Here is a 26,420-nt window from a genome sequence, read left to right on the forward strand (position 1 = left end):
ATACGGGTAAGTGTTTATACAATATTACTTGATACAATTTACCATGAAAATAGCAGTATTTGGCGCAGGCGGTAAAATAGGCAGCCGCATAGTTGACGAAGCTTTAAACCGCGGATATTTTGTGACCGCCGTAGTGCGCAACCCGGTAAATTATAACCCCGGCAATAAGCCCGACTTAAAAGTGGCCAAGGCTGACATGTTCGATTCGCAGGAGGTAGAAACCGGAGCCTTTGACCATGATGTGGTGGTGAGCGCTTACAGCAACACACATGGTACACCGGCATCAACCATTTACGAGGTGGTATTGCCTTTACTTAATGGGGTTAGGCAAGCCGGTGTAAAACGTTTAATTGTAGTAGGTGGCGCAGGCAGCCTGGAAGTAGCGCCGGGTGTGCAACTGGTAGATACCCCCGAATTCCCCGAAGCTTACAAAGCCGTTGCGCTGGCACACCGCGAAGCATTGAAGCTGTATCAAAAAGAAACGGAATTGGAGTGGACCTACGTAAGCCCTGCCGCAGAAATTGCTTCAGGCGAACGTACAGGCGTTTTCCGCACGGGTACCAATCAGTTGATAGCAGATGAGCAAGGTCGCAGCTTTATATCGATGGAGGATTTTGCCGTAGCTGTTTTAGATGAGATCGAGCAGCCTCAGCATATTCGTGAACAGTTTACAGTTGGATATTAAACAAAAGTTTTGTGTTGTAATTCTTACTATAACGAGTTTACGTCCTGATTTACAATGGCGACTATAAAAGCTTAATCAGCAGTTACTGTACCATCAACGGCTACCCAAAAATGTTGAATTCCTAATAATTTGAGTGAAGGCGTTAGATGGCCAATGGCTTTTTTTATTAAAGTGTCATTAGGATGAGCAATTGCAAATGTTGCATTAGGATGCAAATATTTGTCATCTAATATCTTTACGATCGCTTTTCCAAAATGCGTTTTAATTTGACCACTATCAAAGAATATTCGCTTTTTTGTAGGTGATGCATCGCCAGCTTTAGCTCCTTTGACTTCTATAAAAAATTTTTGTGAATTTTTTGAGGCAATAATATCACAACCTCTTATTTGTCCCAGGCAATGACTATCAATATTCCATCCATCTTTTGCTAAGTAGTCTATTAACAAAATGATGGTTTCATCCTCGGTAAGCTTTTGGCTTTGAATCATGACATACTAGGTTTTAAATTATTCATTGTTATTTCTATATAACATATATCTCACCCTTCAAATAAGTGACCGCCTTACCACTCATCAGCACTCGTTCACCCTTAAATTCACACCACAACTCACCTTTGCGGGCAGATAGCTGGTAGGCATGCAGTTCTGTTTTACCCAGCTTTTCGGCCCAGTAGGGTATCAAATTGCAATGGGCCGAGCCGGTTACCGGGTCTTCGGGTACGCCGCAGGCCGGGGCAAAAAAGCGCGATACAAAGTCAACCTCTTTGCCGGGTGCAGTTACGATGATGCCAATGGCATCTATCTTAGAAAGCAGGAAATGGTTAGGCTGCATGTCGATAATATTCTGCTCGTTTTCATATACCAGGAAATAATCGCGCGAGCGCATTACCGCAATGGGCATTTTGTTATTTAGGCCTTCCAGTAAACCGTCGGGCATTTCGGCAGGGTAGGGCGGTCGTGATGGAAAATCGAGCGTATAACGGTCGTTATTTTTGGTGACCACAAGTTCACCGGCTTTTTCGGTGCTGAAATTTATGGAAGCGCCTGTAAAACCCAACTCCGTAAAAATAATATGGGCTGTTGCCAGGGTGGCGTGGCCGCAAAGGTCAATCTCCAGTTCGGGGGTAAACCAGCGCAGGTGGTAGCCATCTTCGGTTCTTACAAAAAAGGCGGTTTCGGCCAGGTTGTTTTCAAAGGCAATTTTTTGCATTACTTCATCGGCAGGCCACTTGGTTAATGGACAGACAGCTGCGGGATTGCCGCCAAATAATTCGCTGGTAAAGGCATCGGCCTGATAAATAGGAATAGTCATTAATTACTTGCTATATGCCACTAAGATAACCGTAAGTTACCAATTCTTCATGCTTAGCAATCATTTTTGTATGGCCGTTTTCTATCAAAATGATACGGTCACTTACTTCTAAAATATTCTGATACTGGTGATCGGTTACGATGAGTCCTTTGGTTTTGACACGTTTACGTAGTATGGCTTTAAAATCATCGGCCTGTACGGGCGATATGTGCGTAAAAGGCTCATCCATTAAAATATAGGTTGCACTGCTATACAATATCATGAGCATTTCAAGCTGCCGTATCTCTCCGCCCGAAAGTTCGCCGGGCTTTTTATGCGCATGTGCCTGGTATGTAGGATAGGCAGCAAACTCTTCCCAATCTTTACGGTCTACCAGCATAGGCGCCATTTTATTAATGGTAATGTTGGCAGGCAGGTAGTGATGTTGAGGCAGGTAAGCTATCTGGTTACCTACATACCCTTTTTTAACATATCGATCGTCTATGCTTATGTACTTGTAATCAGGATTTAGTGTGCCAAATATGATCTTCAGCAAACTTGATTTACCGCAGCCGTTACGACCAAGTATGCCCACAATTTCGCCGGGTTTGCAATCGAGGTAAATGTCTTGCAAAATCTTACGACCGTTAAAGGCTAATTGCACGCTATCAACCCTTAGCATGAGGCGAAGTTAAAGTAGACTGGTAAACGGCTATAATGGCGAGGTAGAGCAAAAAATCTATGGCGTAACTATACAGGTAGAGCTTGCGAACAGGGTTCCCGGTGTTGCGGTAATAAAAATAGATCTGCGGTGTAAAATAATTTTGGTAAAGCGTTGCACCAAGGTAACCGGCTAATTTTAAGGAGAAACTTACTATTAGCAAGCCTATTCCGTTCAGCATAACGAAGTAAAGGCCAAATACACTAAACATTAAATGGCATAGCCATAACGGTTTATTGAATTGCAGCAGCAGAATGGTAAGCTTATGCATGAAGAATTAAGTTGTGACTGACAGGGTTAAAGCTATCAAACACTAAAAAATCGGGCTTATTGTATTTGCTAGGAAATAAAGGTTGCGCCGTATATCAGTTACCTATCCACAAAACAGAGTTGCCTGTGTTGAATTCGTTTTGCTCCCATTGCCTGTTGCCGGGGTCAATTATCCAATTACCATCAACTATGTACTTGTAAAGTACTTTACCGGGTTTAAAGCGCATGCTAATGCTCCATTCATCACCGTTATGGGCCATGGTGTAACCATAAAAGTTCCATTCGTTAAAGTTACCGGCCAGGCGTACGGTTTTTGCAGAATTATTGCCTTTTAGTACAAAGGTATAATTAGGTTTAAGTGATAAAAATGAGTTGATATTCTCCGCAATAACGGTGGTATGGGGGTTTGTTGGGTCGGTCATCCACTGTCCGTCTACCACAAATTTGTAAAGGTAATTGCCTGCAGGGAGTGTGTATGGCAATACCCAGCCGGTAGCTGTTTTTTGAAAATGCAGCATATCGGGGTCCCAGTTATTAAAGCTGCCTGATAAACAAACGTCTTTAGCGTTGGCAAAGCCATTGAGCTTAAAAGTTATATGCTCACCCAGCGTTAATACCGAATTCATGATACCGTCTTTAGCCGACTTATTTGCATTGGCCGGGTCGGTTATCCAGCGGCCATCAACCATAAAGCGGTATAAGTACGTGCCTTCGTGCAAATAGAGTTGTTTTTCCAAGCGGCTGCCTTGCAGTGTCATCACCAGTTCACTAACATTAAAGTTATTAAAACTGCCTGCCAGGATAACACGCTTCGCGGAGTTATAACCAGCCAATTTAAAGGTGTAGTTGTAACGATAGTAAATGGAATTATAGTTACCATGCCCGTCGTTCTCGGTAAGTTTGTTGTTCAGGTCGTGTATCCACTGCCCGTTTACAATGAACTTGTAGGCGTAAGGACCGGGCTCTAATTTAATGTCGCTAACCCAGCCGCTATCGGTCTTGGTCATTAATCCTTTTGAGGTGGTCCATCCGTTAAAGCTGCCCGACAACTGTATGCGCCTTACATCGGTACGACCCGGGAAAAAGAAACGCGTTATTCCCGATGGCAGTTCGCGTACGGTTATCTTCGAAAAGTTGTTTACGCCGTATAAAACGTCGCCCGGGTAACCCGGACTCGATTCGGTTTTTACTATATTATTAGTAACTAAATAATGGTTGAGTTGTGTAACAGGCTGGTTTTTGGTTAAAGGTTTGTTTAATTCTACCGCGCCGCCTTTAACTTTTTTAATACGCCAGCCACCAACAATATTAGGTATACTGCCGCTGATGATCATATCGCTGGTTAAACCGGGTATATTGGCAATGCGGAGTAAACTGTCTATCTCGGCCTTGTTAGATTTTGCATCCAACACCAGTACAAAGTGATTGCTCTTGATGAAGAACCGACTGCGGTTTTGTGCCACTGCCTTGGTAAAAGTACCAAGCACCAAACACATTACTATGAAATGTTTAAGCAGTTTCATCTCCATCAATGCTTGTAAATGTACATTTCAAATTCATTTTTTACGAAATTTATCGTAAAAATGCCGCGCGAAAAAAAGTCGTAGCCCAGCACAGCATCAACCGATTGTCCGTAAGCTTTACCCAAATTTTCGAGGTTGGTTATAAGTATGCGGTTGTTAATAAATGCATAGTTGCCAATGGTTAGCTTGTCAAATTTTGCGTAAACTATATCATAACGTAAGCCGCCAACGCCCACAATTTTTGATTTGTTAACAATACTCATTGACGATAGAATTTTATCGGGAGCACTGGTATGCAGCAGGTTGCTTTCGGCACCGGTATCAAAAGCAAACCAAAGCTTTTTATCGTTAATTACACCTTGTATAAAAAGAACATCGTTTATGTTTTTAAACGGCATGCGCATGTCGGGCTGTGCAAAGGGGCGTTCCTGGTCGGCTAAGTTGCCCTTGTTATCCAGCTTGTGCAGGTACATTACGTTATGAAAGAGATCTATGGTTATGGCAATCTTCCTGAATATTTGAGTGCCCAGCAAACCAAGTATTTTAATGTTTTTGCTGTTTTCAATAGCCGATAGGTCTACAACATCGGCCGTTAGCTTATTATAATGCAGATCGAAGCCTATGCCAAAATTGCGCACCTGCGTTTTAAATGTGCCGGTGGCTGTTCCGTTAACCCCGTTTGATTCTCTCTCGCCCAGGTGGGGCATATCTCTGAAGTAAGTGGAATTAAGCACCAAGTAGGGAGCACCGGTATCCAACACAAAGTTGCCTGAAACTGAATCTACCTGTGCCTCTACGATAATGAGGTTGCCTGCTCTTTTTATGGGGATGGTAACGGTTTTGGCATCATCGGTAAAAACAGGATCCGGGGATGTAAGATCAATGCCCCCAGTGGTGATTTTTAAACGCGGTTTAGCTGCTGCCCTTGTACAGAGTAACAGAGCAAACAACAAGAATAACAAACCCAATCCGCGCATTTATTGTGATGTATAAGTAAGACGCGGGGTAGGGTACATTAGTTACAGCGTTATACCAAATATAGACAGTTGGCTCTTGTCTTTATGCTCAACCCTAATTTGGTTAACTAAAATATGCGCCTGCCGTGTAGGTTCGGGTATGCGGTAACCACGTATGCAATTTTTGATGATCTCTACACTTTGTGCCATGCTTACCCTGTGGCCCGGCGATATAAAGATGGGGTTGCAATTCTTTTTGCTGCGCAAGGCTATGCCAATAACCTCATCGCGGTCGTACATGCGGCTTTGGGCAAATAGTTCGTTAGCCGGTTCTTCATATTTGCCGCGTAGTCGGCTTTTGGCACTGCCTATGGTGGGTACATCGGTAATTAAACCAAAGTGTGTTGCAATACCCAAGCGCCTTTCATGAGCTATGCCCTGACCGTCCAAAACCATGAGGTCGGGTTTAATTTCCAGCTTGTTCCAGGCATCCAATAAAGCTGGTACTTCGCGGAAAGCCAACAGACCTGAAATGTAAGGGAACTTAGTACTGCTTACTGCTGATGCATGGCCAATTACTTCCATTTGCGGGTATTTGAACAGCACGATGCCTGCGTATACGGTTTCTTCAAATTTATTAAATGAAATATCGGCACCGGCTATAATGCGGATGGGTTTGTCCAGGGTTTCAATTTTGACCTGGAGACGCAGCTCCTGCTGATAAGCGATGGCTTGAGCGGCGGTAAGGCTTTCATAATCGGCTGGTTTCATACTGCTTAACAACAAAAAAGCCCTGCCGATGTGTCGGCAGGGCTTCAAAATTATTAAAAGGTTAACCTAAATAAGATTTTAAGATCTTGCTGCGAGATGTATGACGCAAGCGTTGTAATGCTTTATCTTTTATTTGACGTACACGTTCACGTGTTAAATTAAATTTTTCACCAATTTCTTCCAACGATAGCGGCTGATTGCTACCTAAACCGAAAAATAATACGATGATCTCGCGCTCGCGCTCTGTTAAAGTGGAAAGCGAACGTTTAATTTCTTCAGATAACGACTCGTTAATTAAAATAGAGTCGGTATTAGGTTCTTTATTCTCTAATACATCCAGCAACGTATTTTCTTCTCCCTGAACAAACGGTGCATCCATAGAAACATGGCGACCAGAGTTGCTCAACGTATCAGAGATCTTATCAACCGTGGTTTCCAATATATCGGCCAGTTCTTCGGGTGATGGCTCACGCTCGTACTCCTGTTCTAACTTAGAGAAAGCCTTGCTTATTTTACTTAAAGAGCCTACCTGGTTTAACGGTAAACGCACAATACGCGATTGCTCGGCAATAGCCTGCAAAATAGATTGGCGAATCCACCATACGGCATATGATATAAATTTGAAACCCTTGGTTTCATCGAAACGCTTTGCGGCTTTAATTAAGCCCAGGTTACCTTCGTTAATTAAATCGCCAAGGGTAAGCCCTTGATTTTGATATTGTTTAGCAACCGATACCACGAAACGCAGGTTGGTTTTGGTTAGACGCTCTAAAGCGGCCTGGTCACCCTCACGGATCTTTTGTGCTAATATTACTTCTTCTTCGGCAGTTATCAGGTCAACCTTACCAATCTCGTGTAAATACTTATCGAGTGATTGTGATTCACGATTGGTAATGGATTGGGTTATTTTGAGTTGTCTCATCTACTTTATTACCTCGATTCTTGGTTTTAGAATTGAACGTGCAAAGGTATAAATTTGTTATTATTTTTTATTGGCGTAATTGATAATTACAATAATGCAATTATAATAAACTTGTTTTAATACGTTCCAATTTTATTGATTACATCACATAAGTTATACCAGGCAAATAATTGGCAGTTAAACATCTGTCAGCTGAAATACATCTTTTGCACGTATGCCTTTATCGGTTTGTTGCAACGTACAGCACTCATTTATAGCATCGTGTTCAAAGTATAAAATGTAGTCTTCCTTCATTGCTTTTTGCAGCCATTGACGCTTTTCATTCATGGCTTGCAGCGGGAACATATCATAGGAGGCTACATAAGCAATAGGTAGGTGGCCGGTAGTTGGAAACAGATCGGCTACAAACATTATTTTACGGCCTTTATACTGCAATACTGGCAGCATCATGCCCCTGGTATGGCCCGACACGAAATGCACGTGCATGTTGGGTGAAAATTGCAACCCTTCTTCAATAGCCAAAAACTGAAGTTTGCCGCTTTCTTGTAAAGGCATGATATTTTCCTTCAAAAAAGACGCCTTCTCGCGGTCGTTAGGATTAACAGTTGCCCAATCCCAATGCTCCTGGTTGCTCCAGTACGTGGCATTTTTAAATGCAGGTTTTAGCCCATCATTTTGGTGAATTACTGCGCCGCCAACATGGTCTACATGCAGGTGAGTTAAAAATATGTCTGTTATATCATCAGGATGAAAGCCATGCGCGGCTAATGAATCATTAAGCGTATCATTGCCATGCAAATGATAATAGGGGAGTACTTTGGCATGCAGTTTAGTGCCAATACCGGTATCTATCAGGATAAGCCTGTCTCCATCCTGTACTAAAAGACAACGCATGGCCAGGGTGCACAGGTTATCCTCATCGGCCGGGTTGGAACGGCTCCAAATGGCTTTAGGTACCACACCAAACATAGCGCCACCATCCAATTTGAACAGGCCGGTGTTGATAGTGAAAAGTTTTGAGTCCATAGTCGATGGTTAATATAAGATTCTCAGCAAGTGCTTAAAATACAATAGTCCATAGCAAAATTACTCACTATGGACTATCAACTAAGGTCTGTTGACTAAATGTTATAAGTGGATCACTTCACCGTAAGCATCGGCGGCAGCTTCCATTACGGCTTCGCTCATGGTAGGGTGAGGGTGTACCGATTTAATGATCTCATGGCCGGTAGCTTCCAGCTTGCGGGCAGTAACTACTTCGGCAATCATTTCGGTAACGTTGTAGCCAATCATGTGTGCTCCTAAGAACTCTCCATATTTAGCATCGAAGATTACTTTTACAAAGCCGTCTTTTGCACCTGCTGCACTGGCTTTACCCGATGCTGAGAATGGGAAACGGCCAATCTTAACTTCGTAACCTGCTTCTTTAGCCGCTTTTTCGGTATAACCTACCGAAGCAACCTCTGGTGAGCAATAAGTACAGCCCGGGATGTTGTTATAATTTAACGGCTCTACATGCTGACCTGCAATTTTTTCAACGCAGATAATGCCTTCGGCAGAGGCTACGTGAGCCAGGGCCTGGCCTTTAACAATATCGCCAATGGCGTAAATACCTTCGACGTTGGTTTTGTAAAAATCATCAACCAATACGCGGCCTTTATCAAACTTAACACCGGCTTCCTCTAAACCAAGACCTTCAAGGTTGGTAGCAATACCTACTGCAGAAAGTACGATCTCGGCTTCCAGTGTTTCAATACCTTTAGCAGTTTTAACGCTGATCTTGCACAGGTCGCCGCTGCTGTCTACCGATTCAACGGTAGAACCGGTCATGATGTTAATACCTTGCTTTTTAAGTATACGGCCTAATTGTTTTGATACTTCTTCGTCCTCTAAAGGCACAATATTATCTAAATACTCAACTACGGTAACGTTACAGCCCATAGCGTTATAGAAATAAGCAAACTCAATACCTATAGCACCCGAACCTACAACCAGCATTGATTTAGGCATTTTAGGCAATACCATAGCCTGGCGGTAACCAATTACCTTTTTACCATCTTGTGGCAGGTTAGGCAACTCGCGCGAGCGGCCACCTGTAGCCAATATGATGCTTTTAGCAGTATGTTCAGACATGGTACCATCGGCGGCTTTAACTTCAACGGCGCCTTTACCTTTAAGTTTGCCAAAACCCATGATCACATCGATCTTGTTTTTCTTCATTAAAAACTGAACACCTTTGCTCATGCCTTCGGCTACACCGCGGCTGCGTTTAATTACAGCTTCAAAATCAGGCTCGCCTTTAACATCTACGTTAATACCGTAATCGGCAGCGTGATTAATGTACTCAAAAACCTGGGCGCTTTTTAACAAAGCTTTGGTTGGAATACAACCCCAGTTAAGGCATATACCACCCAGCGATTCTTTTTCGATGATGGCTGTTTTTAAACCCAGTTGCGAAGCGCGTATTGCAGCTACATAACCACCAGGACCAGATCCGATAACAATTAAATCGTAGTTCATTATGTTTTTCTTTTTCAGTTCGAGGCCAAAGCTAAATAAAAAGCCTGATACAATAAAGTGTGTTAGTTGAAGCTATTTAGTGGTAAGATGATTATGATTTACAGGTGATTATTTAAGAATTTTAGATAAAATGCATTTTGACCCATATTATGGGGCAAAATGAGACTTTAGTTACACATTGTTTAATGAATGCATTATAATGCCGTTATATATTTAATTATCTTAACACTTTTATTACAAATTGTGCAAAAGTTATCTAAATTGTTAACATTAACTTAACACTGTAAATGAAGCCATTGTATATATTTGCAGGGAATTTTTTAAAAACTATTTAACGTTCATTAAACACAAAACAAAAAGCATGAAGAAAACTTTACTTCTCGCATTATTCCTCCTGTTTTCTGCCGCGGCTACCTTTGCACAGGTAACCACCAGTAGCATGACGGGGCTCATTAAAGATGATAGGAATGAGGTTTTGATTGGCGCAACCGTCAAAGCCACACACGTTCCTACCGGTAGTAATTATGTTACTACAACTAACAGCGAAGGCCGCTTTTTAATGTCCAACATGCGTGTTGGCGGCCCTTACACGGTAGTTATATCTTACGTGGGTTTTAAAACTGAAACCGTTACCGACCTGGTTTTAACCTTAGGTCAGCCTTTAACGGTGAATTATATCCTTAAAGGCAATGGTACAGAGCTTTCTGCTGTAACTGTAAAAGGTACAACGGCATCACGTGTACTTAACGGTGGCCGTCAGGGTGCTTTAACTAACCTTAACACACGCGAAATTGCTGCTATACCTACTGTAGGCCGTAGCGTTAACGATTTAACCCGTTTAACACCACAAGCCTCATCAACCAGCCAGGGTGCTATTGGCGGTGGTAACTATCGTCAAAACAACTTTACAGTTGATGGTGCAAACTTCAACAACCAGTTTGGTATCGGTGGTAACTTACCTGCAAGCGGTGCACCTATTTCTTTAGATGCACTTGCTGAGATCTCGGTAAACGTTACGCCGTTTGATGTTCGCCAGTCAGGCTTTATTGGTAGTGCTATTAATGCCGTTACAAAATCAGGTACCAATCAGGTTACCGGTTCAATTTACGGTTATTATAGAAATGAGAGCATGCAGGGTAGCCATGTAAAAGACAATGTTAAGATTGTGAAGCAGGATCTTTCTCAAAAGACTTACGGTTTTAGCTTAGGCGGTCCTATCATTAAAAACAAATTATTCTTGTTTTTAAACGCTGAGCGTTACACTAACGATTACCCTGGTCAAACCAACTTTGCATCAACGGCTGCCCGCCCATATGGCACAGCCAATCCTGATGTACGCAGACCTACTGCTGATCAGTTGACCACTTACAGTAATTACTTGAGAACTACTTATGGTTATGAAACCGGAGCGTTTGATAACTATGCATTCCGCGATGAGAACACCAAGATATTGGCACGCTTAGACTGGAACATTAACGACTACAACAAATTTACTGTACGTTACAGCCAGGTGGAAAGTACTTCGCCAAGTTTTGCCAGTACGTCACGTTCTCCGTTAGCGTCTTTCTCTCAAACTCGTACCAGCCAATATGCATTGCAGTTTCAAAACTCAAACTATGGTCAGGATCAAAACCTGTACTCTATTGCTGCTGAGTTAAACTCAAACTTTACCATGTTTGGCCGTAAGGTATCAAACACTTTGCGTGGTACATGGACTCACCAAAATGATCCACGTAGCTCAAACAGTTCAGTATTTCCGTTCGTAGATATCTTATCACCAAATGGTAGTGACTTAAACGTTCCTTTAACCTCATTTGGTTATGAGCCATTTACTTATGGTAACCTGCGCGACGTTAAAACGTACTCGTTTATTGATAACCTGACCTGGAACATTGGCAAGCACAACTTTACTTTAGGAGCTCAGGCTGATTTCAGTACTACTACTAACGGTTTCCAACGTTTTGGAACCAGCTATTATACTTTTGCTTCATGGGATGATTTCGTAGGTGGTAAAAAGCCTGTTGATTTTGCAGTAACTTTCCCACTGAACCAAGGATTTAATCAAGTATTCCCAACTTTTAAATTTGCGCAATACGCAGGTTACTTCCAGGATGAGATCAACGTATCTGACCGATTCAAAGTTACTCCGGGCTTGCGTTTAGACCTGGCTACTTACCCTGGTGTTGAACAAATTAAAACCCACCCATTAGTAGCTAATTTGCTGTTTAACGGCGGTCAGTTTATGAACACCGGTTTATTGCCAACTCCACGTATTATGCCTTCACCACGTATTGGTTTTAACTACGATGTATTTGGTAACCGCAGCTTACAAGTACGAGGTGGTACCGGTATCTTCACTGGTCAGGTTCCTTTTGTATGGATAGTTGCTCAATCTGGTGACTCTGGTTTGTTACAATTTACTCAAACTTATGAAACACCAGCGGCTAACAACGGTCGTGCATCTGCTAACAGTGCTAATTTTGTAACGCCTGGCCCTTTCAACGTTAACCCATTTGCTTACGTTGATCCTAATGCTTACCAAAAAATTGGTACTTCAGTACCATCGGCTATCAGCGCTATCAGCCCTAAATTCAAAAACCCTCAACAATGGAAGAGTACTTTAGCAATAGATGCTAAATTACCATTCGGCATTGTAGGTACTATTGAAGGTATTTACGGCAAAGATCTGAACATTGCCAAAGGTGAGAACATCAACTTAGTTGATCCAACTCCTTTAAATGTTGCCGGTTATCCAGATAACCGTCCAATTTATCCTTCAGCAGTTAGTGGCAAATTTATTAACCCGCTTACTGCTGCTAACTCTGCTACACCGAACATCCCGGTACGCAATGGCGCTGCCAACGGTACTCAGGCCTTAAATGCTATCATGTTGAAAAATGCATCACAAGGCTACTACTGGTCGGTTACCGGTAAATTAGACAAACAATTTGGCAAAGGCTTTTTTGGATCAGTTGCTTATACTAAAAGCCAGGCTAAAAACCTGTATGATGGTAGCGGTGATCAGTTGATCAATACATGGTCAATTACCCAAATCTCAAATAACGCTAACAATCCTGATCTTGCTTCAGCAAGTTATGTAGTGCCAGATCGTTTGATCGCTTACGTATCATACCGTAAAGAGTACCTGAAACACTTGGCTACTACCTTATCATTATTTTATGAAGGTTCTATTGCCGGTCGTTTCTCTTATACTTACTCAGCCGACTTTAACCGCGATGGTCAAACCAACGATTTGATTTACATCCCTCGTAATCCATCTGAGATCACTTTTGCACCTAACACAGTAGGTACAGGAGCTAATGCGGTTACTTATAGTGAAGCTACGCAATCGGAAGCTTTCTTCAAATACATAGCCCAAGATGATTATTTGAGCAAGCACCAAGGTGAGTACGCTAAACGTAACGGAGCTCAAATTCCATGGAGAAGCCAATTTGACTTTAAATTTGCTCAGGATTTATTTGTTAATGTTGGTGGCAAACGTAATACTATCCAGTTTACTGCAGACATCCTAAACGTAGGTAACTTGTTGAACAAAAATTGGGGTACTTACAAATTGGTTAATAACAGCGCCATTTTAGCTCCTGCTAACGCTGCAGCTTTGGTAGCTGGTGGAACCGTTAAACCAACTTTCCGTTTAAACTTAGATCGTGGTAGCTTAATCTCTGAAACTTTCAGAGATAACAACACTACTACTTCTACTTATTACATGCAATTAGGTTTAAGATACATCTTCAACTAATAGTAATAGTATAAAATTGAAAAGCCGGGTCAGCAATGATCCGGCTTTTTTGTGTCTTAGAATATGTAATATTTTCGAAATAAAAGTGCTTTTTAGTGAATTCAGGTAGCTATTTGCGCTCTTTATACGTTCCTAATAACCTGTCCCAAATTGAGGTATAAAAGCCAAAGTTGCAGTTAATGTCCTGATGATGGTTGTGATGAAAAGAGGAAGTTCCCCAATATTTTAAAAAGGGATTTGTAGTGATGCTTTGGGGTAATGGCTCAAAGCCTAAATGCCCTATAATGCCGAAGATAACATTTAGGGTTAAGTAGGCTATCACAGCATAGAAATTAAAACCGTAAGCACTTAATACAATTAACCACAGCGCGCCAAAACCTATGGTTTCAAGTGGGTGTAGCACGTACAGGTCGATGGGTGTGGGGTTATGATATTGATGGTGTAGCCCATGTATAACCTTGTATGCGGCGGTATGATGAATAAAGTAGTGGAAAATATACATGGCTAAATCCATAGCCAGAAAGAGGATTAAGAAATCGGATAACAAATGCCATGAAACCGAAAATTCAAGCCGGATATAGTGGTGTTGCCATAACCAAAAGCCAGCATAGGTAATAGCCGTATTAATAAGGTTGGTAAGCAGACATAGCCAATATTCTGAGGAAGTAACTGAAGGTACCTGTATTTTATAACGTCTTAAAATTAGTAAACCAAACAGCAGCGAGGTTGCGGTTACCAGCAAATTTTCGATAAGAAATATGAGCCACAGTAAAACCGCAGATTGCTGGTTTAAAAAGTTTAAAACATTCACTTCATATTAATTATACACAAACTCGCCAAATTCCGATTTCACAGTAACCTGCTTTTGATCAGCAGCTTCCACGCGCCCAACGATTTGCGCTTCAATACCAAAACTTTGCGAGATGGCAATGAGTTCCTGGGCTATATCTTCTGAAACGTAAAGCTCCATACGGTGCCCCATATTAAAGACCTTGTACATTTCCTGCCAGCTGGTGCCGGATTCCTGTTGTATGAGTTTGAACAGTGGAGGTACCGGAAAGAGGTTATCTTTAATAACATGTACATCATTTACAAAGTGCAGCACTTTGGTTTGTGCGCCTCCGCTGCAATGTACCATGCCATCTATCTGGCTGCGGTATTTATCCAATATAGCTTTAATCACAGGGGCGTAAGTACGGGTTGGCGATAATACCAGTTTACCCGCAGTTATGGTTTGTCCATTGCCGATATCGATCAAATCGGTAAGGTTTTTACTGCCTGAAAATACCAGGCTTTCGGGCACCGCCGGGTCGAAGCTTTCGCTGAACTGCTGAGCTATAGACTTGTTAAAAACATCATGACGGGCCGAGGTTAATCCGTTAGAGCCCATACCACCGTTGTATTCTTTTTCATAAGTTGCTTGTCCATAAGAGGCTAAGCCTACAATCACGTTGCCCGGTTTAATGCGGTGATTAGAAATCACATCTTCGCGCTTTAAACGGCAGGTAACGGTAGAATCCACAATGATAGTACGCACCAGATCGCCTACATCGGCGGTTTCGCCACCGGTGGAGTAGATGCCTATACCGTAGCTGCGAAGTTCTTCCAAAATTTCTTCGGTACCATTAATGATGGCTGCAATTACTTCGCCCGGAATAAGATTTTTATTACGGCCAATGGTTGAGGATAGCAGGATGTTGTCAGTAGCGCCTACGCAAAGCAGATCATCCAAATTCATAATAATGGCATCCTGAGCAATACCGCGCCAAACCGAAACGTCGTCGGTTTGTTTCCAGTATACGTAAGCAAGCGATGATTTGGTGCCGGCACCATCTGCATGCATAATATTGCAGTACAGCGGGTCGTTAGTTAATATATCAGGTATTATTTTACAAAATGCTTTAGGGAAAAGGCCCTTGTCTATGTTTTTAATAGCCTGGTGTACATCATCTTTAGAAGCCGATACACCCCGCTGATCATATCTTTGCTCAGAAATCATGGTCAAATATACGGCTTACGTTAGTAAAAATCGTTACTTTGCTTTACATCTCCACAGCTATGCTGAAAACACTCTTACATAAAATTAACCACTGGCGCTCTAACCAGACTACACCGCGCAACTTTTTAATTTACTGCAGCGTGCTGGTTGGCCTGCTGGGTGGTATGGCAGCCGTTGTATTAAAGTACCTGGTGCATTTAATGGAAGAGTTAAGCCGCCATATAGCCCAGCAGGTGCCTTACCATTACAGCTTTTTATTATTGCCTGCTTTGGGCTTGTTACTCACAGTGGCCTATCAGCACCTCGTAAACCGAGATCATTTGCAAAAAGGGATAGGCAATATCCTGATGAACATAAAGAAGAACAAAGCCAATATACCTTATGATAATGCCTACGCTCATTTAATCAGTAGCTCCCTAACCGTAGGCTTTGGCGGTTCATCGGGGTTAGAGGCACCGATTGTGGTGACTGGTGCAGCCATGGGTTCTAATGCAGCCCGCTTTTTTAACCTCAGTACATACGAAAAAACAGTTTTACTGGCGGCCGGATCAGCGGCAGGTATTGCCGCGGTATTTAACAGTCCTATAGCCGGGGTGCTGTTTGCCCTGGAGATACTGATAGGGGAAATAACCATCCCAACCTTTATACCGCTGCTGATAGCCTCGGCTACTGGGGTGGTGGTAGGTAAGTTGCTGCATTCAAGGCAGTTGTTTCACCTGGTTACCGAGGGATGGTTAATGACCGCGTTACCTTTTTATGTGGTATTAGGCGTATTAAGCGGCTTAATTGCCGTATACATTAATAAGGTAGCCCATAATCTTGAAAGCGGTATCCTCAAGAAACATAACCGGTATTTGCGGGCCGCCGCAGGCGGTTTAATGCTGGGTGTGCTTATACTTCTGTTTCCGCCATTGCTTGGTGAGGGGTACCATTATCTGCAAGCTATTCTTAATGGTAATGTGGAGGTGCTCAAAGAGGAGTCATTATATGCCGATTGGCTCTCCGATCCTATATTTATGCTGGTTTTTATAGCTGCGCTGGTTATGATCAAGATCGTAGCTGCGGGCATTACTCTGGGTGCGGGTGGTAACGGTGGTACCTTTGCCCCAACCATGTTTACAGGTGCTTTCCTGGGTTTATTATTGGCTTACGGCGTTAACCAAACAGGGCTTATTCATCTGAGTACCAGTAACTTTATAGCAGTTGGCATGGCCGGTGCATTGAGTGGCGTATTGCATGCCCCGCTTACTGCCATATTCCTCATTGCCGAAATTACGGGCGGCTACCTGCTCTTTATTCCGCTCATGATCGTGTCAGCTATATCCTATATCATATCCCGCTTGTTTAATCCGCATAATATGTACTGGCATGCGCTGATCCATGAAAAGGACATTCACCCCGATCAAGATTACAGTATGTTGAACAATATAAGCCTGCAAAACCTTATTAATAAGGATTTTACAGCGTTAAGTAAAGATATGCCGTTGACTGATTTTTACAAGATATTATCCAGCAGTACGGCCAATATTTTCGCCGTAACCAACAGCCAGCAGCAGCTTGAGGGCGTAATTTGGATGGATGAGATACGTAAGCAAATGTTCAAAGTTAACAGTGCCGATGCCGTGGTAGGCGATGTTATGGTTAAGCCGCCGGCTATTATCAGTTATAATCAGCCTGTAAGCAGTGTAATGAACGTTTTTGACAACATGGACGTGTGGCAGTTGCCCGTTGTGAAGAACGAAAAGTTTGTAGGCTTTGTTTCCAAATCGGCGTTGTTAACGCAGTACAGGCAGGTGTTTATACAACAACACAAAGAGGCGGATTTCTTTGTAAAGCCGTAGTTTTCGATTCATATTTATTTAGTAAAGCTTCTGTTTTCTTCATAAAACTTCATATTTCTTCATTAAAGTAGATTGGTTTATTGGCAAGGTGGATAAGACTGGAAACTTGCTCGGATAGGCCATAAACCTGCCCGATAAATTGGCCCAATATTGCTGCAACATAACGCCCCCAAAATTGTTAGGTAGGGGTTACGACGGATTGGAGGTCAAACTCTAAATCGTTGTAAAATTCAACTACATCCTTATTTATACTCCGGCATGAAAAGTACGAACTGGAAAAAGAACTTATCCCTTTGCGCAATAGCTTTGCTGGCCTTACAAGCCTGCAATACCAAACCCAGCCACAAGCAAGAAGCTAAAACAAAGCAAGACTCAACAGTAAAAGCAACTTCAGGAGCGCAATATGCGCCGGTGAACACCTGGATTGATGATTTCCGCAACTTCAGGACGGCCGTTTACCAAAAAGATATTGATAAACAGAAAACCTATTTTGATTTCCCGCTAAATGCCGATACCACCCAAATATGGGAACTGGTTTATGATGGTGCCGAAGAAGGTAAGCGCCCAAAAACATTTCCGGGTACTTTTACTGAGGCTGACTTTGTAAAACACCAATCTGTCATTTTTACGGAAGCATTTACCAAAAGCCTGCTCAAGGAAAAAAGCGAAAAAATCACTCAAGCGGACGGTTACACCACGCCTAAGATTAATGACGGTAAGGACGGCTATTACATGGTAGCCAGCTACGACAAGGCAGCAAAAACACTTACACTCACACTATCTTACCCGGGTGGTATCGATGAGGAGGGCAATTATGTAAGCGAAGGCGAATACGCTATCATCTACTTCTTTAAAGTAGAAAATAACAAGTATTTGAAATTTGAAAAGGTGCTTTTTGCAGGGTAGTAACGGTTAACAACAGGTGGACTATCAGTCCAGGGTTTGGGTTTGAGCATTCACTTTGTGGATGGTTTGATCAAGCTCACAGGCAGAGATTTCGAGTATAGTGATCAGTTCTAACAAACTCGCCGGATCGCCTATACTTTCTTTCACCATGGGGATAACGGCGGTTATATTACATAGCGGCCGCCTAACCTCGTGCGAGTTGAGCCAGGCAATTTCTTTTAGTTGCGCATTTTGCGATTCCAGTTGCTGGCGGTAAGTGGTTACCTCATGAATATCCTGCATAGCGCCCAGCATCCTTACCGGTTCAAGGGCATCGTTAAGGATGAGGTACCCGCGGTCGGCCACGTATTTATAATTACCGTCGTGGCAAAGGTATCGGTACTCGGCAGCCCATCTTCGGTCGCCGCTGGTGAGTACATTTCTAAACAGCTCTATGGTTTGTTCGCGGTCGTGTGGGTGTACCCTCGGCATTCTCCAAAATGTATCTTTTACCACGGTGCCGTCCTGGTAACCAAACATTTCGTCATAGCCGCTTACCCATTTCAGTTCATCTTTTGCTATATCATAATCCCAAATACAGTCGTTAGTTGCTTCGTTCACATATTGGTAATCCTGCAAAAGCTTGTGCATTTTCTGCTCATGTTTTACCAGTTGACCGTTGAGTTCCTTTTCTTTCAAAAGCAGCCGGCGGTAGCGGTTTTGGGTTATGAGGGCAATGCTGGTAATGCTTACCACCAAAAACAGCATATCTTTGAGGTTGTAAACATATTGAAGATTAAAACCGGGAATTTGCACATTAACCTTACGGATTAGCCAGGAACCGGCCACCAACCATACAAAGCCTACCAGCAGGTATATGGCAATTAAAGAAAACGTGAACTTCCTCATTATGATGATGTTTGTACGTAAATCTATGAAATAATAATTCTCTTCGTAGCACCACGAGGGAGGTATTATCATTGAACGCCACAGGGAAGGCCTTACTACAACGTATAGTTTTAAGGTAGTGGCCAAGAAGCAGGAGTGAGGCCACCAGTTCTTGGGAGGATGGTAAAGCTTAAGATAAATCTAACGCTCGTTTGCCGGTGTTTCTTCCCGCCATTTGCTTAGTGGTTTCAGGCTGTCATTCACCTCATCATACATGCTTATTTGATGGGTTTTGCCGTGCACCGCAAATATGTAGTAAGCCACCAGGCTGTTGCCATTATCTTCGGCAACTTTTACCCAATAATTAGGATCTTTGGCGGTGGGCGGTGTTTCTACATAAGTTTCTAAATGCCTTTTACCTTGGCTGTCTTTTTCTACCTGTGCGCTTTTGCGTTTTACCTCTGGTAAGTTTAAGATAAGGTTTACCACCTCGTCTTCCTGGTTAACGACTTTAGGTTTCGCCGTGTTCTTCACGCCTGGCTGTTCAACTTTTTTATCGGGTGAGGGATGGCAAGCCATAAGCATGATACCTGTAAGGAGAATGACTAAACTTTGATAGGAGCCGCTTATACGCATGGTGATAAAATTAATAAATACTTTGAACTTGCCCCGTGTACTTTAAGTATCAACGTAGCCAAACGCTTTCAAAATCTATTTAATAAACAAATAAATAATTGAATGTTTTACTTAGGATAGTTGAAGGTGAGCCCTGAATACCGAATAGCTGCGATAGTAAGCTTTTTAGCCTGTGGTCGGTGTTATCATCGCACCACTGTTTGAGTGCTGGAAAAGAATGGGGTAACAATTCCTTAGGCAGAAGCTACGTATTTATAGCTAATATAAACTATCGGTAGTAATAGAAAACAACTCCATTGCTTTCCCCCGGCCTTTTAACATGTTCTCGCCTACTGATCTTATTATGTATTTAGCCGGGAGCTGGAGCACTTTAACCATATCCGCCGAAACCAGTAATTCAGCGTTATGCTGATTGCAAAGTCCTTGGATTCTTGCTGAGGTATTCAATACATCTCCGGTGAACACAATTTCTTTTTTTAGTGATCCTATTTCGCCGGCGGTTACCATGCCGTAGTGAAGCCCCGCCTTAAACCCCGGTAAAACGCCAAATTGCTGGTTGTATTTTTCTGACCGGCTTATTAAAGCGCGTTTCATGGCGAAAAAGCAATTAATGCTGTTGTTGTTTCTTAACCCTTCTTTTAGCTTCCAGCAAATGATCATCTCATCGCCCGCATACTGATAGATGGTGCCCGCATAATCGATAACAGCTTCTGAGAGGTCAAAAAAATATTCGCGTAACATCTCGAAGTATTTAACGTGACCCAGGTTTTCGGCAATGGTGGTAGACGATTTCATATCCAGGAACATAAATATTCTTTGTTCTTCCAAAGGGTGATGATATTTTCCCAGGAAAAAATTACTCAATGTACCTACGCCAATACTTTGACTAAACTCAGCGTAAAATTGAGTGATCACAATAATGGCGGCAACGTATTGTATTATACAGATCACCGCATAATCGGCAAAAAAGGCAAAAGCCGGACTTAATATAGTTTTGAAAGAAGTATACCCATACGTATAAGAGGCATTGAGCATGGTAAGGCAGATCAGGAAAAGAACAACAATAACCAGGTATATAATGGATTTTAAAATGATTTTTTTGCCGAAACTCATTTTAATGAACCACTTGCTAAAGTAACCGATTTCCAAAACGCCGGTGAATAACCCCACAACGAGCCCGGCTAAGGGAATAGCAATAAGGTTTCTGTAAAAATTATAGGCAACACCTGTAGTAGGGTAGCGCTCCAACTGCCCAAGAAGCCCTTTTTCCAGCACACAATAGATGAGGCTGAAAATAAACCATAACACACCAAAGGGAATTACACGTTTAACGTTTCTTACGGTTTTAGGTGACAGCATTGGTGTGTATATGATTTAACAGTCTTAAGCTAATTGCATTTCCTTTATGGCGTTACACTCTTAGACAACTTACGTTACAGAACTAGCTTGATGGTCTTAACATAGCTCAAATTTTCCACATTAAATTAATTGCTACCGCAAGTTTTTAACTTGTGGTATTTTATGACTGAAGTTTATAAACTTCAGCAAATTGCATCCAAAGTTACGCTTCGCTATGTTTGCGGGAGCGGGATATTTCAGTATGCTGCGTACATCAGCAAGGGATGAGGACTGTCATCAGTTTCCACAAGGGAGACCCTTGCGGTAGCGGGGGGAACTAACTTAATGGTCATAATATAGTTCAAATTTTACATTAATTCACTGCTACCGCGAGTTTTCAACTTGTGGTATTTTATGACTGAAGTTTATAAACTTCAGCAAATTGCTACCACAAGTTACGCTTTGCTAAACTTGCGGGAGCTGGTCATAAGAATAAAGATATATTGTTTATTAGGCACACGCGGCACGCGTGCGCCAGCAGGGCGCTTGCTGTAATAGTACTTAACGTGGTGAAGCCTCCGCCGGTTTTCTGCGGGTAGGTATGCTCGTACCATGAGCGGGTGAAATGCTGCCACAAGTTACGCTACGCTAAACTCGCGGCAGCGAGGGTAACCAGTTATTCATTGGCAACTCTTTTAAACCGTAAATTTTTTAACAATTTGTCTAAATATTGATGAGCCTTCTCACGGTCTTCAGATTTGTAATTGATAATCCCTATAGTATAACTATCGTTTACATAATCTGTATAAAAATTCAATCTGTAATCACCATCAATTTTGTATTCAAATATCAGATAATTCATACCATCAATATTTTCGATGGATGATTGCAAAACGTATAGTTTAGCTTCTTTAAAACCGTCATCCAATTGCATTTTGCGTTTTTGAAGCGGCGTTTTAATATTGTACTCTATTGCCCTGTTACGTATAATAATGAGCAATCCATCTTTGGTATAAGTATGATCGTTAGGCAATAGGTCAGGTCTCTTTTTGAAACTTTTCGAGTAATCTGAATACTGTTGCTTGGACAGCTTTTTACTGCCTTTAGGTAGATTAAATACCGCTGTTTGGGTCGATGTGGTGTCCTGGCTAAAGGCATACAAGCTAAACAGTAAAGCTGATATGGTAAGTATAATATTTTTCATGTTATTGCTTTTTAGATCGTTAATTATGGACAAGGTTTAGTAACCGGCTGGTTGTTGCTGTCTAAAACAATTGGCTTAAAGTCTGTTGAGTTAGCATCGGCTTTGTATAGGTTGATGACATTACCAAACATTGATATTAATGCTGCATCATTGGTGCCAAAAAGAGAAATTTTATCATTATATGCTTGAATGAAACTACGTGGATTAGCCGCATACTGGTTACCAAACGTTTCGATAGCTGCCCAGTCGGTGATAGTCATCATATAGTTGCCGTTGGCGGTTACTATATGATGGTGGCGTTATCCTTGTAATACTTTACTGCGGCACTGCCCGCCGCCTGCAGGGTGGAACTGGTCAGGCTCTTCACCATCGTATACACATCGCCCGGCGAAAAAGCTGTGCCCCGCGGATGGTAATGCGTAAAGCCAAGTGTATAACCGTTTACACTGTCCCAGGTAAATCGGCTGGTATAAGAATTAGGCAGGTTGTTAGTTCTAAGGGGCAGGTTCATGTAGCTGCCGTTTGGCCAACTGGTTAAATTATGTTCTGTACCATACTCAAAAGGCTCGCTTGCAAGCGCTTTTTGCAACAGCGCGTTGTTTTGTGAGGCTATGGTGGCGTTTTGTGCGTTAGCGGCCAGCTTCAGTTTTTCCAGGCAGGGGTCTTTGAATGCTTGCGTAGTATCAACCCTTGTTGTGTCAGCTACCTTCACAATACAATTACTGTTGGTAGTAACGGGTGGCGGGAAACCACCGTCGCCCGGGTCAGGTGGTGGTGGTTCGCCTATCGGGTCGCGCCCGCCCAACACCTGGTACTTGGCTGCCATCCCTGTGCCTGTTATGGGCGGGCACTCGGGCGTTGTGGTGGGTGAGGTGCCCCCCGTGCCGCCGCTTCCATCACTGCCGCTGGTTATACACTCCCTGTATAAAAATTCCCTGTTGACAAAAACATCATTAATATAGTGGTCTACATAATAGTAAGTACAGGTAACAGTAAGCGGGTCTCTTTCTATCTCCTGTGTTTCATGGCTGCTGCCGTTTACGCTTGCTTCTTTTAAGGCGTTGTCTGGTGCAGGCTTGCCATATGGCAGTAATTGCCCGCTTTTGTACCCGTAACTGCAAATAAATTTGCCTTTGGGGGTACTGTAAATCACCACGCCGCTAAAGTCGGCATCATGCTTACGATACGTGTTGTTAGCCAGCTTGCCGGGGTCATTCTTTATATAAGAGGAATCGGCAATGATAATCATTATGAAAGCCTCATAACCGCTGCCTTTTTTAAACAACAGGAAAGAGCTCCGGCTGTAGGCTTTGTTATAAACTGTCCTGCTTCTGTCATCTCCCATCGTTAAAGAATAGCTGAACTTAGAGGAAGCATCAATAGGTATTTCTACCACATCATTATTTAGCCGGTGATAGCTTAAGCCTTTGGGCCAGTCGGGCCTGATGCGCTGGGTAAGGTCTACAGGGTCGCTTGTTGTGGTAGTGCTTAACGTGGTGAAGTTACCCCCGGTTTTTTGCGGGTAGGTGCTTTCATACCATGACCTGGCTGCGCTTACCTCCGGGCTGTTGAGCTGTTCTTCACTGGTCATCTCTTTGCGGCAACTATAAATGACCACCGCTGTGAACACAAGTAGCAGGACACCAACTTTATGCCAAGACAGGTAAGGTTGTTTCATGTAAGGATAAGGTCGTTTTAACTTACAGGCAAGGTAAATAATCGGCTTTTAATCCACAAGAGAAATGTTTTTCTATTTTTTGAAAAATTTTACAAGCAGCCCAGTTAGTTACCTCATATTAAAACTACACTTCAAAACAAAAAAGCCCCCGCTTCGCGGAGGCTTTCTCTAATACTTACTTAATAAACAACAACTCCCTAAACTTCGGCAGCGGCCAAAGTGAGTCGTCTACCAGTTGTTCCAGTTTGTCTACATGGTAGCGGATGGGGTCAAAGAACGCTTTCACCTTTTCATCGTAGGCTATGGCCTTGTTGCGGGTGTTTTCAATGATGTTGGCCTTTTTGCGCTCGTTCACCATCTGGTCTACATTAGTCTTGATAAAGTTAATGTGTTCCGATAGTTTTTTGATGATGTCTAACTGGGCTGCGTAAGCGCTTTCGTCCATGCCAATATCTTTGAGGCCTTTTACGTTTTCTACCAGTTTGCTTTGGTAGGCTATGGCGGTAGGGATGATCACACTGTTCACCAGTTCGCCCATAACGCGGGCTTCTATCTGTAATTTCTTGTAGAAATCATCCAGCAAGATCTCGTAGCGGGCATGGGCCTCGCGGCGGGTAAACACACCGGTGTTCTCAAACAGCACGTCCGATTTTTCGGTGATCAGTGCATCCAGCGCCTTAGGCGTGGTCTTGATGTTAGACAGGTTGCGCGTAGCGGCCAGCTTTTCCCACTCTTCGCTGTAGCCGTTACCTTCAAAACGGATAGATTTAGAATCTTTGATGTATTTCTTAATCACCGTTAACAGGGCCACATCTTTCTTTTCACCCTTTTTAAGCAGCTTATCTACATCAATTTTAAAACGACGCAGCTGATCGGCTACGATCATGTTCAAAATAGTCATAGGGTTAGCCGAGTTGGCCGATGAGCCCACCGCGCGCAGCTCAAACTTGTTGCCCGTAAAGGCAAAAGGCGAGGTACGGTTACGGTCGGTGTTATCTTGCAAGATCTGCGGTATTTTAGGAATGCCCTGCCACAGCAGCGAGTCTTCTTTTATGCGTTTGCTAATGCGCGAGGTTTCAATCTCGTCCAACACCTCGCTCAACTGGCTGCCCAAAAATATAGAGATGATGGCTGGGGGGGCTTCGTTGGCACCCAAACGGTGGTCATTGTTTACGGTAGCTATAGATGCACGCAGCAAGTCGGCATGTTCGTACACGGCTTTAATGGTATTCACAAAAAACGTAAGGAACATTAAATTGCTCTTAGGCGTTTTACCGGGCGATAACAGGTTTTTGCCCGTATTGGTAATCATGCTCCAGTTATTGTGCTTGCCCGAGCCGTTTACACCTGCGTAAGGTTTTTCGTGCAGTAATACCTTAAAGTTATGGCGCTTGCCCACGCGGTCCATCACATCCATCAGCAACTGGTTATGATCTATAGCCAGGTTAATTTCCTCATAAATAGGGGCACACTCAAATTGCGAAGGTGCTACCTCATTATGGCGTGTTTTTAACGGGATGCCCAGTTGCAGTGCTTCGGTTTCAAAATCCTGCATAAAGGCATACACCCGGCTGGGGATAGAACCAAAATAATGGTCTTCCAGCTGCTGGTTTTTGGCCGACATGTGGCCAAACAGCGTGCGCCCGGTCATGTACATATCGGGGCGGGCGTTAAATAAGGCCAGGTCAACCAAAAAATATTCCTGCTCAATACCTAAAGAGGCATTTACCTTTTCAATGCTCTTATCAAAATACTGGCAAACATCTACGGCAGCTTTATCTAAAGCGTTCAGCGCCTTTAATAAGGGTACCTTATAATCTAAGGCTTCGCCGGTGTATGATACAAATACGGTAGGGATACACAGCGTGCGGCCCATAATAAAGGCAGGAGAGGAGGGATCCCAGGCGGTATAGCCGCGGGCCTCAAAGGTATTGCGGATACCGCCGTTAGGGAAGCTCGATGCATCGGGCTCTTGCTGGGCAAGCGCATCGCCGCTAAATTTCTCCATGGCGCCATCGGGCGTGGGTTCAAAAAAGGCGTCGTGCTTTTCGGCAGTGGTGCCGGTTAGGGGTTGAAACCAGTGGGTATAATGTGTGGCGCCCTTGCCAATAGCCCAGGCTTTCATGGCCGAGGCCACATGGTCGGCCATATCGCGCGGGATAGGTTCGCCGCTTTCAATAGATTTTATAATACTTTCGAATGCTTCTTTCGATAAATACTCTTTCATCTTCTTTTTATCGAAAACATTAGAGCCAAAATAGTCCGAAATTTTATTTGCCGGGAAGTTTACTTCCATTATTGGGCGGGTAAGCACTGTTTGAAGTGCTTGAAAACGAATATTTGACATTATTTTTTAGGCATTAAGACGTTACGGCGCCAAATATAGTCCTATACCTTATATATATCAGGTATTTTAAGTAAAAATGTGTTAAATGTCACCTGAAAATATCACTGTATTTTATTTTTAGCAAGAGTGAAGAAAACTTGCACTTAATAGTGGTTAGTTTACTAATGATAGAGGAGAAGAACAATG

General features: G+C 42.9%; 23 protein-coding genes. 4 read left to right on the top strand and 19 right to left on the bottom strand.

Annotated features, from left to right (window positions below):
- Positions 1-43 precede the first annotated feature (43 nt).
- Entirely contained in the window at positions 44-685 is a 642-nt protein-coding gene (locus IEV61_RS07590; RefSeq protein WP_188415340.1) for an NAD(P)-dependent oxidoreductase, read from the top strand.
- Between the two features lie 71 nt (positions 686-756).
- Here the strand turns inward: IEV61_RS07590 and IEV61_RS07595 are convergent, their stop codons facing one another.
- From IEV61_RS07595 to lpdA, 10 genes are all read right to left on the bottom strand, one after another.
- Positions 757-1,173 carry a hypothetical protein gene (locus IEV61_RS07595; protein WP_229747068.1) on the bottom strand — a complete coding sequence of 139 codons (417 nt, stop codon included), beginning with the start codon at positions 1,171-1,173 and terminating at the stop codon, positions 757-759.
- Between the two features lie 34 nt (positions 1,174-1,207).
- A complete protein-coding gene (locus IEV61_RS07600; RefSeq protein ID WP_188415342.1) occupies positions 1,208-1,996 on the bottom strand; it encodes a PhzF family phenazine biosynthesis protein in 789 nt (262 codons plus the stop codon).
- A gap of 10 nt (positions 1,997-2,006) precedes the next feature.
- Positions 2,007-2,657: an ATP-binding cassette domain-containing protein gene (locus IEV61_RS07605; RefSeq protein ID WP_188415345.1), complete on the bottom strand. Its 651-nt coding sequence runs from the start codon at positions 2,655-2,657 to the stop codon at positions 2,007-2,009.
- On the bottom strand, positions 2,644-2,967 hold the full coding sequence (locus tag IEV61_RS07610) for a hypothetical protein (RefSeq protein WP_188415346.1): 324 nt from the start codon (positions 2,965-2,967) through the stop codon (positions 2,644-2,646). The genes IEV61_RS07605 and IEV61_RS07610 overlap by 14 nt, the downstream gene beginning before the upstream one ends.
- Positions 2,968-3,061: 94 nt before the next feature.
- Entirely contained in the window at positions 3,062-4,489 is a 1,428-nt protein-coding gene (locus tag IEV61_RS07615; protein ID WP_188415348.1) for a glycogen-binding domain-containing protein, read from the bottom strand.
- Between the two features lie 5 nt (positions 4,490-4,494).
- Entirely contained in the window at positions 4,495-5,466 is a 972-nt protein-coding gene (locus tag IEV61_RS07620; RefSeq protein WP_188415350.1) for an aspartyl protease family protein, read from the bottom strand.
- A gap of 42 nt (positions 5,467-5,508) precedes the next feature.
- A complete protein-coding gene (gene nfi / locus IEV61_RS07625) occupies positions 5,509-6,216 on the bottom strand; it encodes a deoxyribonuclease V (RefSeq protein WP_188415352.1) in 708 nt (235 codons plus the stop codon).
- A gap of 61 nt (positions 6,217-6,277) precedes the next feature.
- The gene (locus IEV61_RS07630; RefSeq protein WP_188415353.1) at positions 6,278-7,138 is read right to left on the bottom strand and encodes a sigma-70 family RNA polymerase sigma factor; all 861 of its coding nucleotides are present in this window, start codon (positions 7,136-7,138) and stop codon (positions 6,278-6,280) included.
- A 177-nt stretch (positions 7,139-7,315) separates the two neighbouring features.
- Entirely contained in the window at positions 7,316-8,164 is an 849-nt protein-coding gene (locus tag IEV61_RS07635; protein ID WP_188415354.1) for an MBL fold metallo-hydrolase, read from the bottom strand.
- 102 nt (positions 8,165-8,266) lie between these two features.
- Positions 8,267-9,658 carry a dihydrolipoyl dehydrogenase gene (gene lpdA / locus IEV61_RS07640; protein ID WP_188415355.1) on the bottom strand — a complete coding sequence of 464 codons (1,392 nt, stop codon included), beginning with the start codon at positions 9,656-9,658 and terminating at the stop codon, positions 8,267-8,269.
- 361 nt (positions 9,659-10,019) lie between these two features.
- Here lpdA and IEV61_RS07645 point away from each other — a divergent pair, with 361 nt between their 5' ends.
- Positions 10,020-13,418 (top strand): TonB-dependent receptor, encoded by a 3,399-nt coding sequence (locus tag IEV61_RS07645; RefSeq protein ID WP_188415356.1) that lies wholly within the window; start codon positions 10,020-10,022, stop codon positions 13,416-13,418.
- Between the two features lie 109 nt (positions 13,419-13,527).
- On the opposite strand, the gene IEV61_RS07650 is transcribed toward IEV61_RS07645, so the two are convergent.
- Together IEV61_RS07650 and IEV61_RS07655 are read right to left on the bottom strand one after the other, a co-directional pair.
- A complete protein-coding gene (locus IEV61_RS07650) occupies positions 13,528-14,229 on the bottom strand; it encodes a sterol desaturase family protein (RefSeq protein WP_188415358.1) in 702 nt (233 codons plus the stop codon).
- A gap of 6 nt (positions 14,230-14,235) precedes the next feature.
- Entirely contained in the window at positions 14,236-15,417 is a 1,182-nt protein-coding gene (locus IEV61_RS07655; protein WP_229747069.1) for an AIR synthase related protein, read from the bottom strand.
- Positions 15,418-15,476: 59 nt separating this feature from the next.
- On the opposite strand from IEV61_RS07655, the gene IEV61_RS07660 reads away from it, so the two are divergent.
- On the top strand, positions 15,477-17,258 hold the full coding sequence (locus IEV61_RS07660) for a chloride channel protein (protein ID WP_188415360.1): 1,782 nt from the start codon (positions 15,477-15,479) through the stop codon (positions 17,256-17,258).
- A 258-nt stretch (positions 17,259-17,516) separates the two neighbouring features.
- Positions 17,517-18,164, top strand: coding sequence for a hypothetical protein (locus IEV61_RS07665; RefSeq protein WP_188415362.1), 648 nt, complete (start codon positions 17,517-17,519; stop codon positions 18,162-18,164).
- 24 nt (positions 18,165-18,188) lie between these two features.
- On the opposite strand, the gene IEV61_RS07670 is transcribed toward IEV61_RS07665, so the two are convergent.
- From IEV61_RS07670 to IEV61_RS07700, 7 genes are all read right to left on the bottom strand, one after another.
- Positions 18,189-19,052: a PAS domain-containing protein gene (locus IEV61_RS07670; RefSeq protein WP_188415364.1), complete on the bottom strand. Its 864-nt coding sequence runs from the start codon at positions 19,050-19,052 to the stop codon at positions 18,189-18,191.
- A gap of 180 nt (positions 19,053-19,232) precedes the next feature.
- Positions 19,233-19,667 (bottom strand): hypothetical protein, encoded by a 435-nt coding sequence (locus tag IEV61_RS07675; RefSeq protein WP_188415366.1) that lies wholly within the window; start codon positions 19,665-19,667, stop codon positions 19,233-19,235.
- 258 nt (positions 19,668-19,925) lie between these two features.
- On the bottom strand, positions 19,926-21,026 hold the full coding sequence (locus tag IEV61_RS07680; RefSeq protein WP_188415367.1) for an adenylate/guanylate cyclase domain-containing protein: 1,101 nt from the start codon (positions 21,024-21,026) through the stop codon (positions 19,926-19,928).
- 655 nt (positions 21,027-21,681) lie between these two features.
- Positions 21,682-22,209 carry a hypothetical protein gene (locus tag IEV61_RS07685; protein WP_188415369.1) on the bottom strand — a complete coding sequence of 176 codons (528 nt, stop codon included), beginning with the start codon at positions 22,207-22,209 and terminating at the stop codon, positions 21,682-21,684.
- Positions 22,210-22,232: 23 nt separating this feature from the next.
- Positions 22,233-22,472 (bottom strand): hypothetical protein, encoded by a 240-nt coding sequence (locus tag IEV61_RS07690; RefSeq protein WP_188415371.1) that lies wholly within the window; start codon positions 22,470-22,472, stop codon positions 22,233-22,235.
- Between the two features lie 20 nt (positions 22,473-22,492).
- Complete coding sequence (locus IEV61_RS07695; protein ID WP_188415373.1) at positions 22,493-23,887, bottom strand: hypothetical protein; 1,395 nt, start codon at positions 23,885-23,887, stop codon at positions 22,493-22,495.
- Positions 23,888-24,062: 175 nt separating this feature from the next.
- A complete protein-coding gene (locus IEV61_RS07700) occupies positions 24,063-26,234 on the bottom strand; it encodes a glutamine synthetase III family protein (protein WP_188415375.1) in 2,172 nt (723 codons plus the stop codon).
- Positions 26,235-26,420: the final 186 nt, after the last annotated feature.

Source organism: Mucilaginibacter galii (genome assembly GCF_014635825.1).
GTDB classification, from domain to species: Bacteria; Bacteroidota; Bacteroidia; order Sphingobacteriales; family Sphingobacteriaceae; genus Mucilaginibacter; species Mucilaginibacter galii.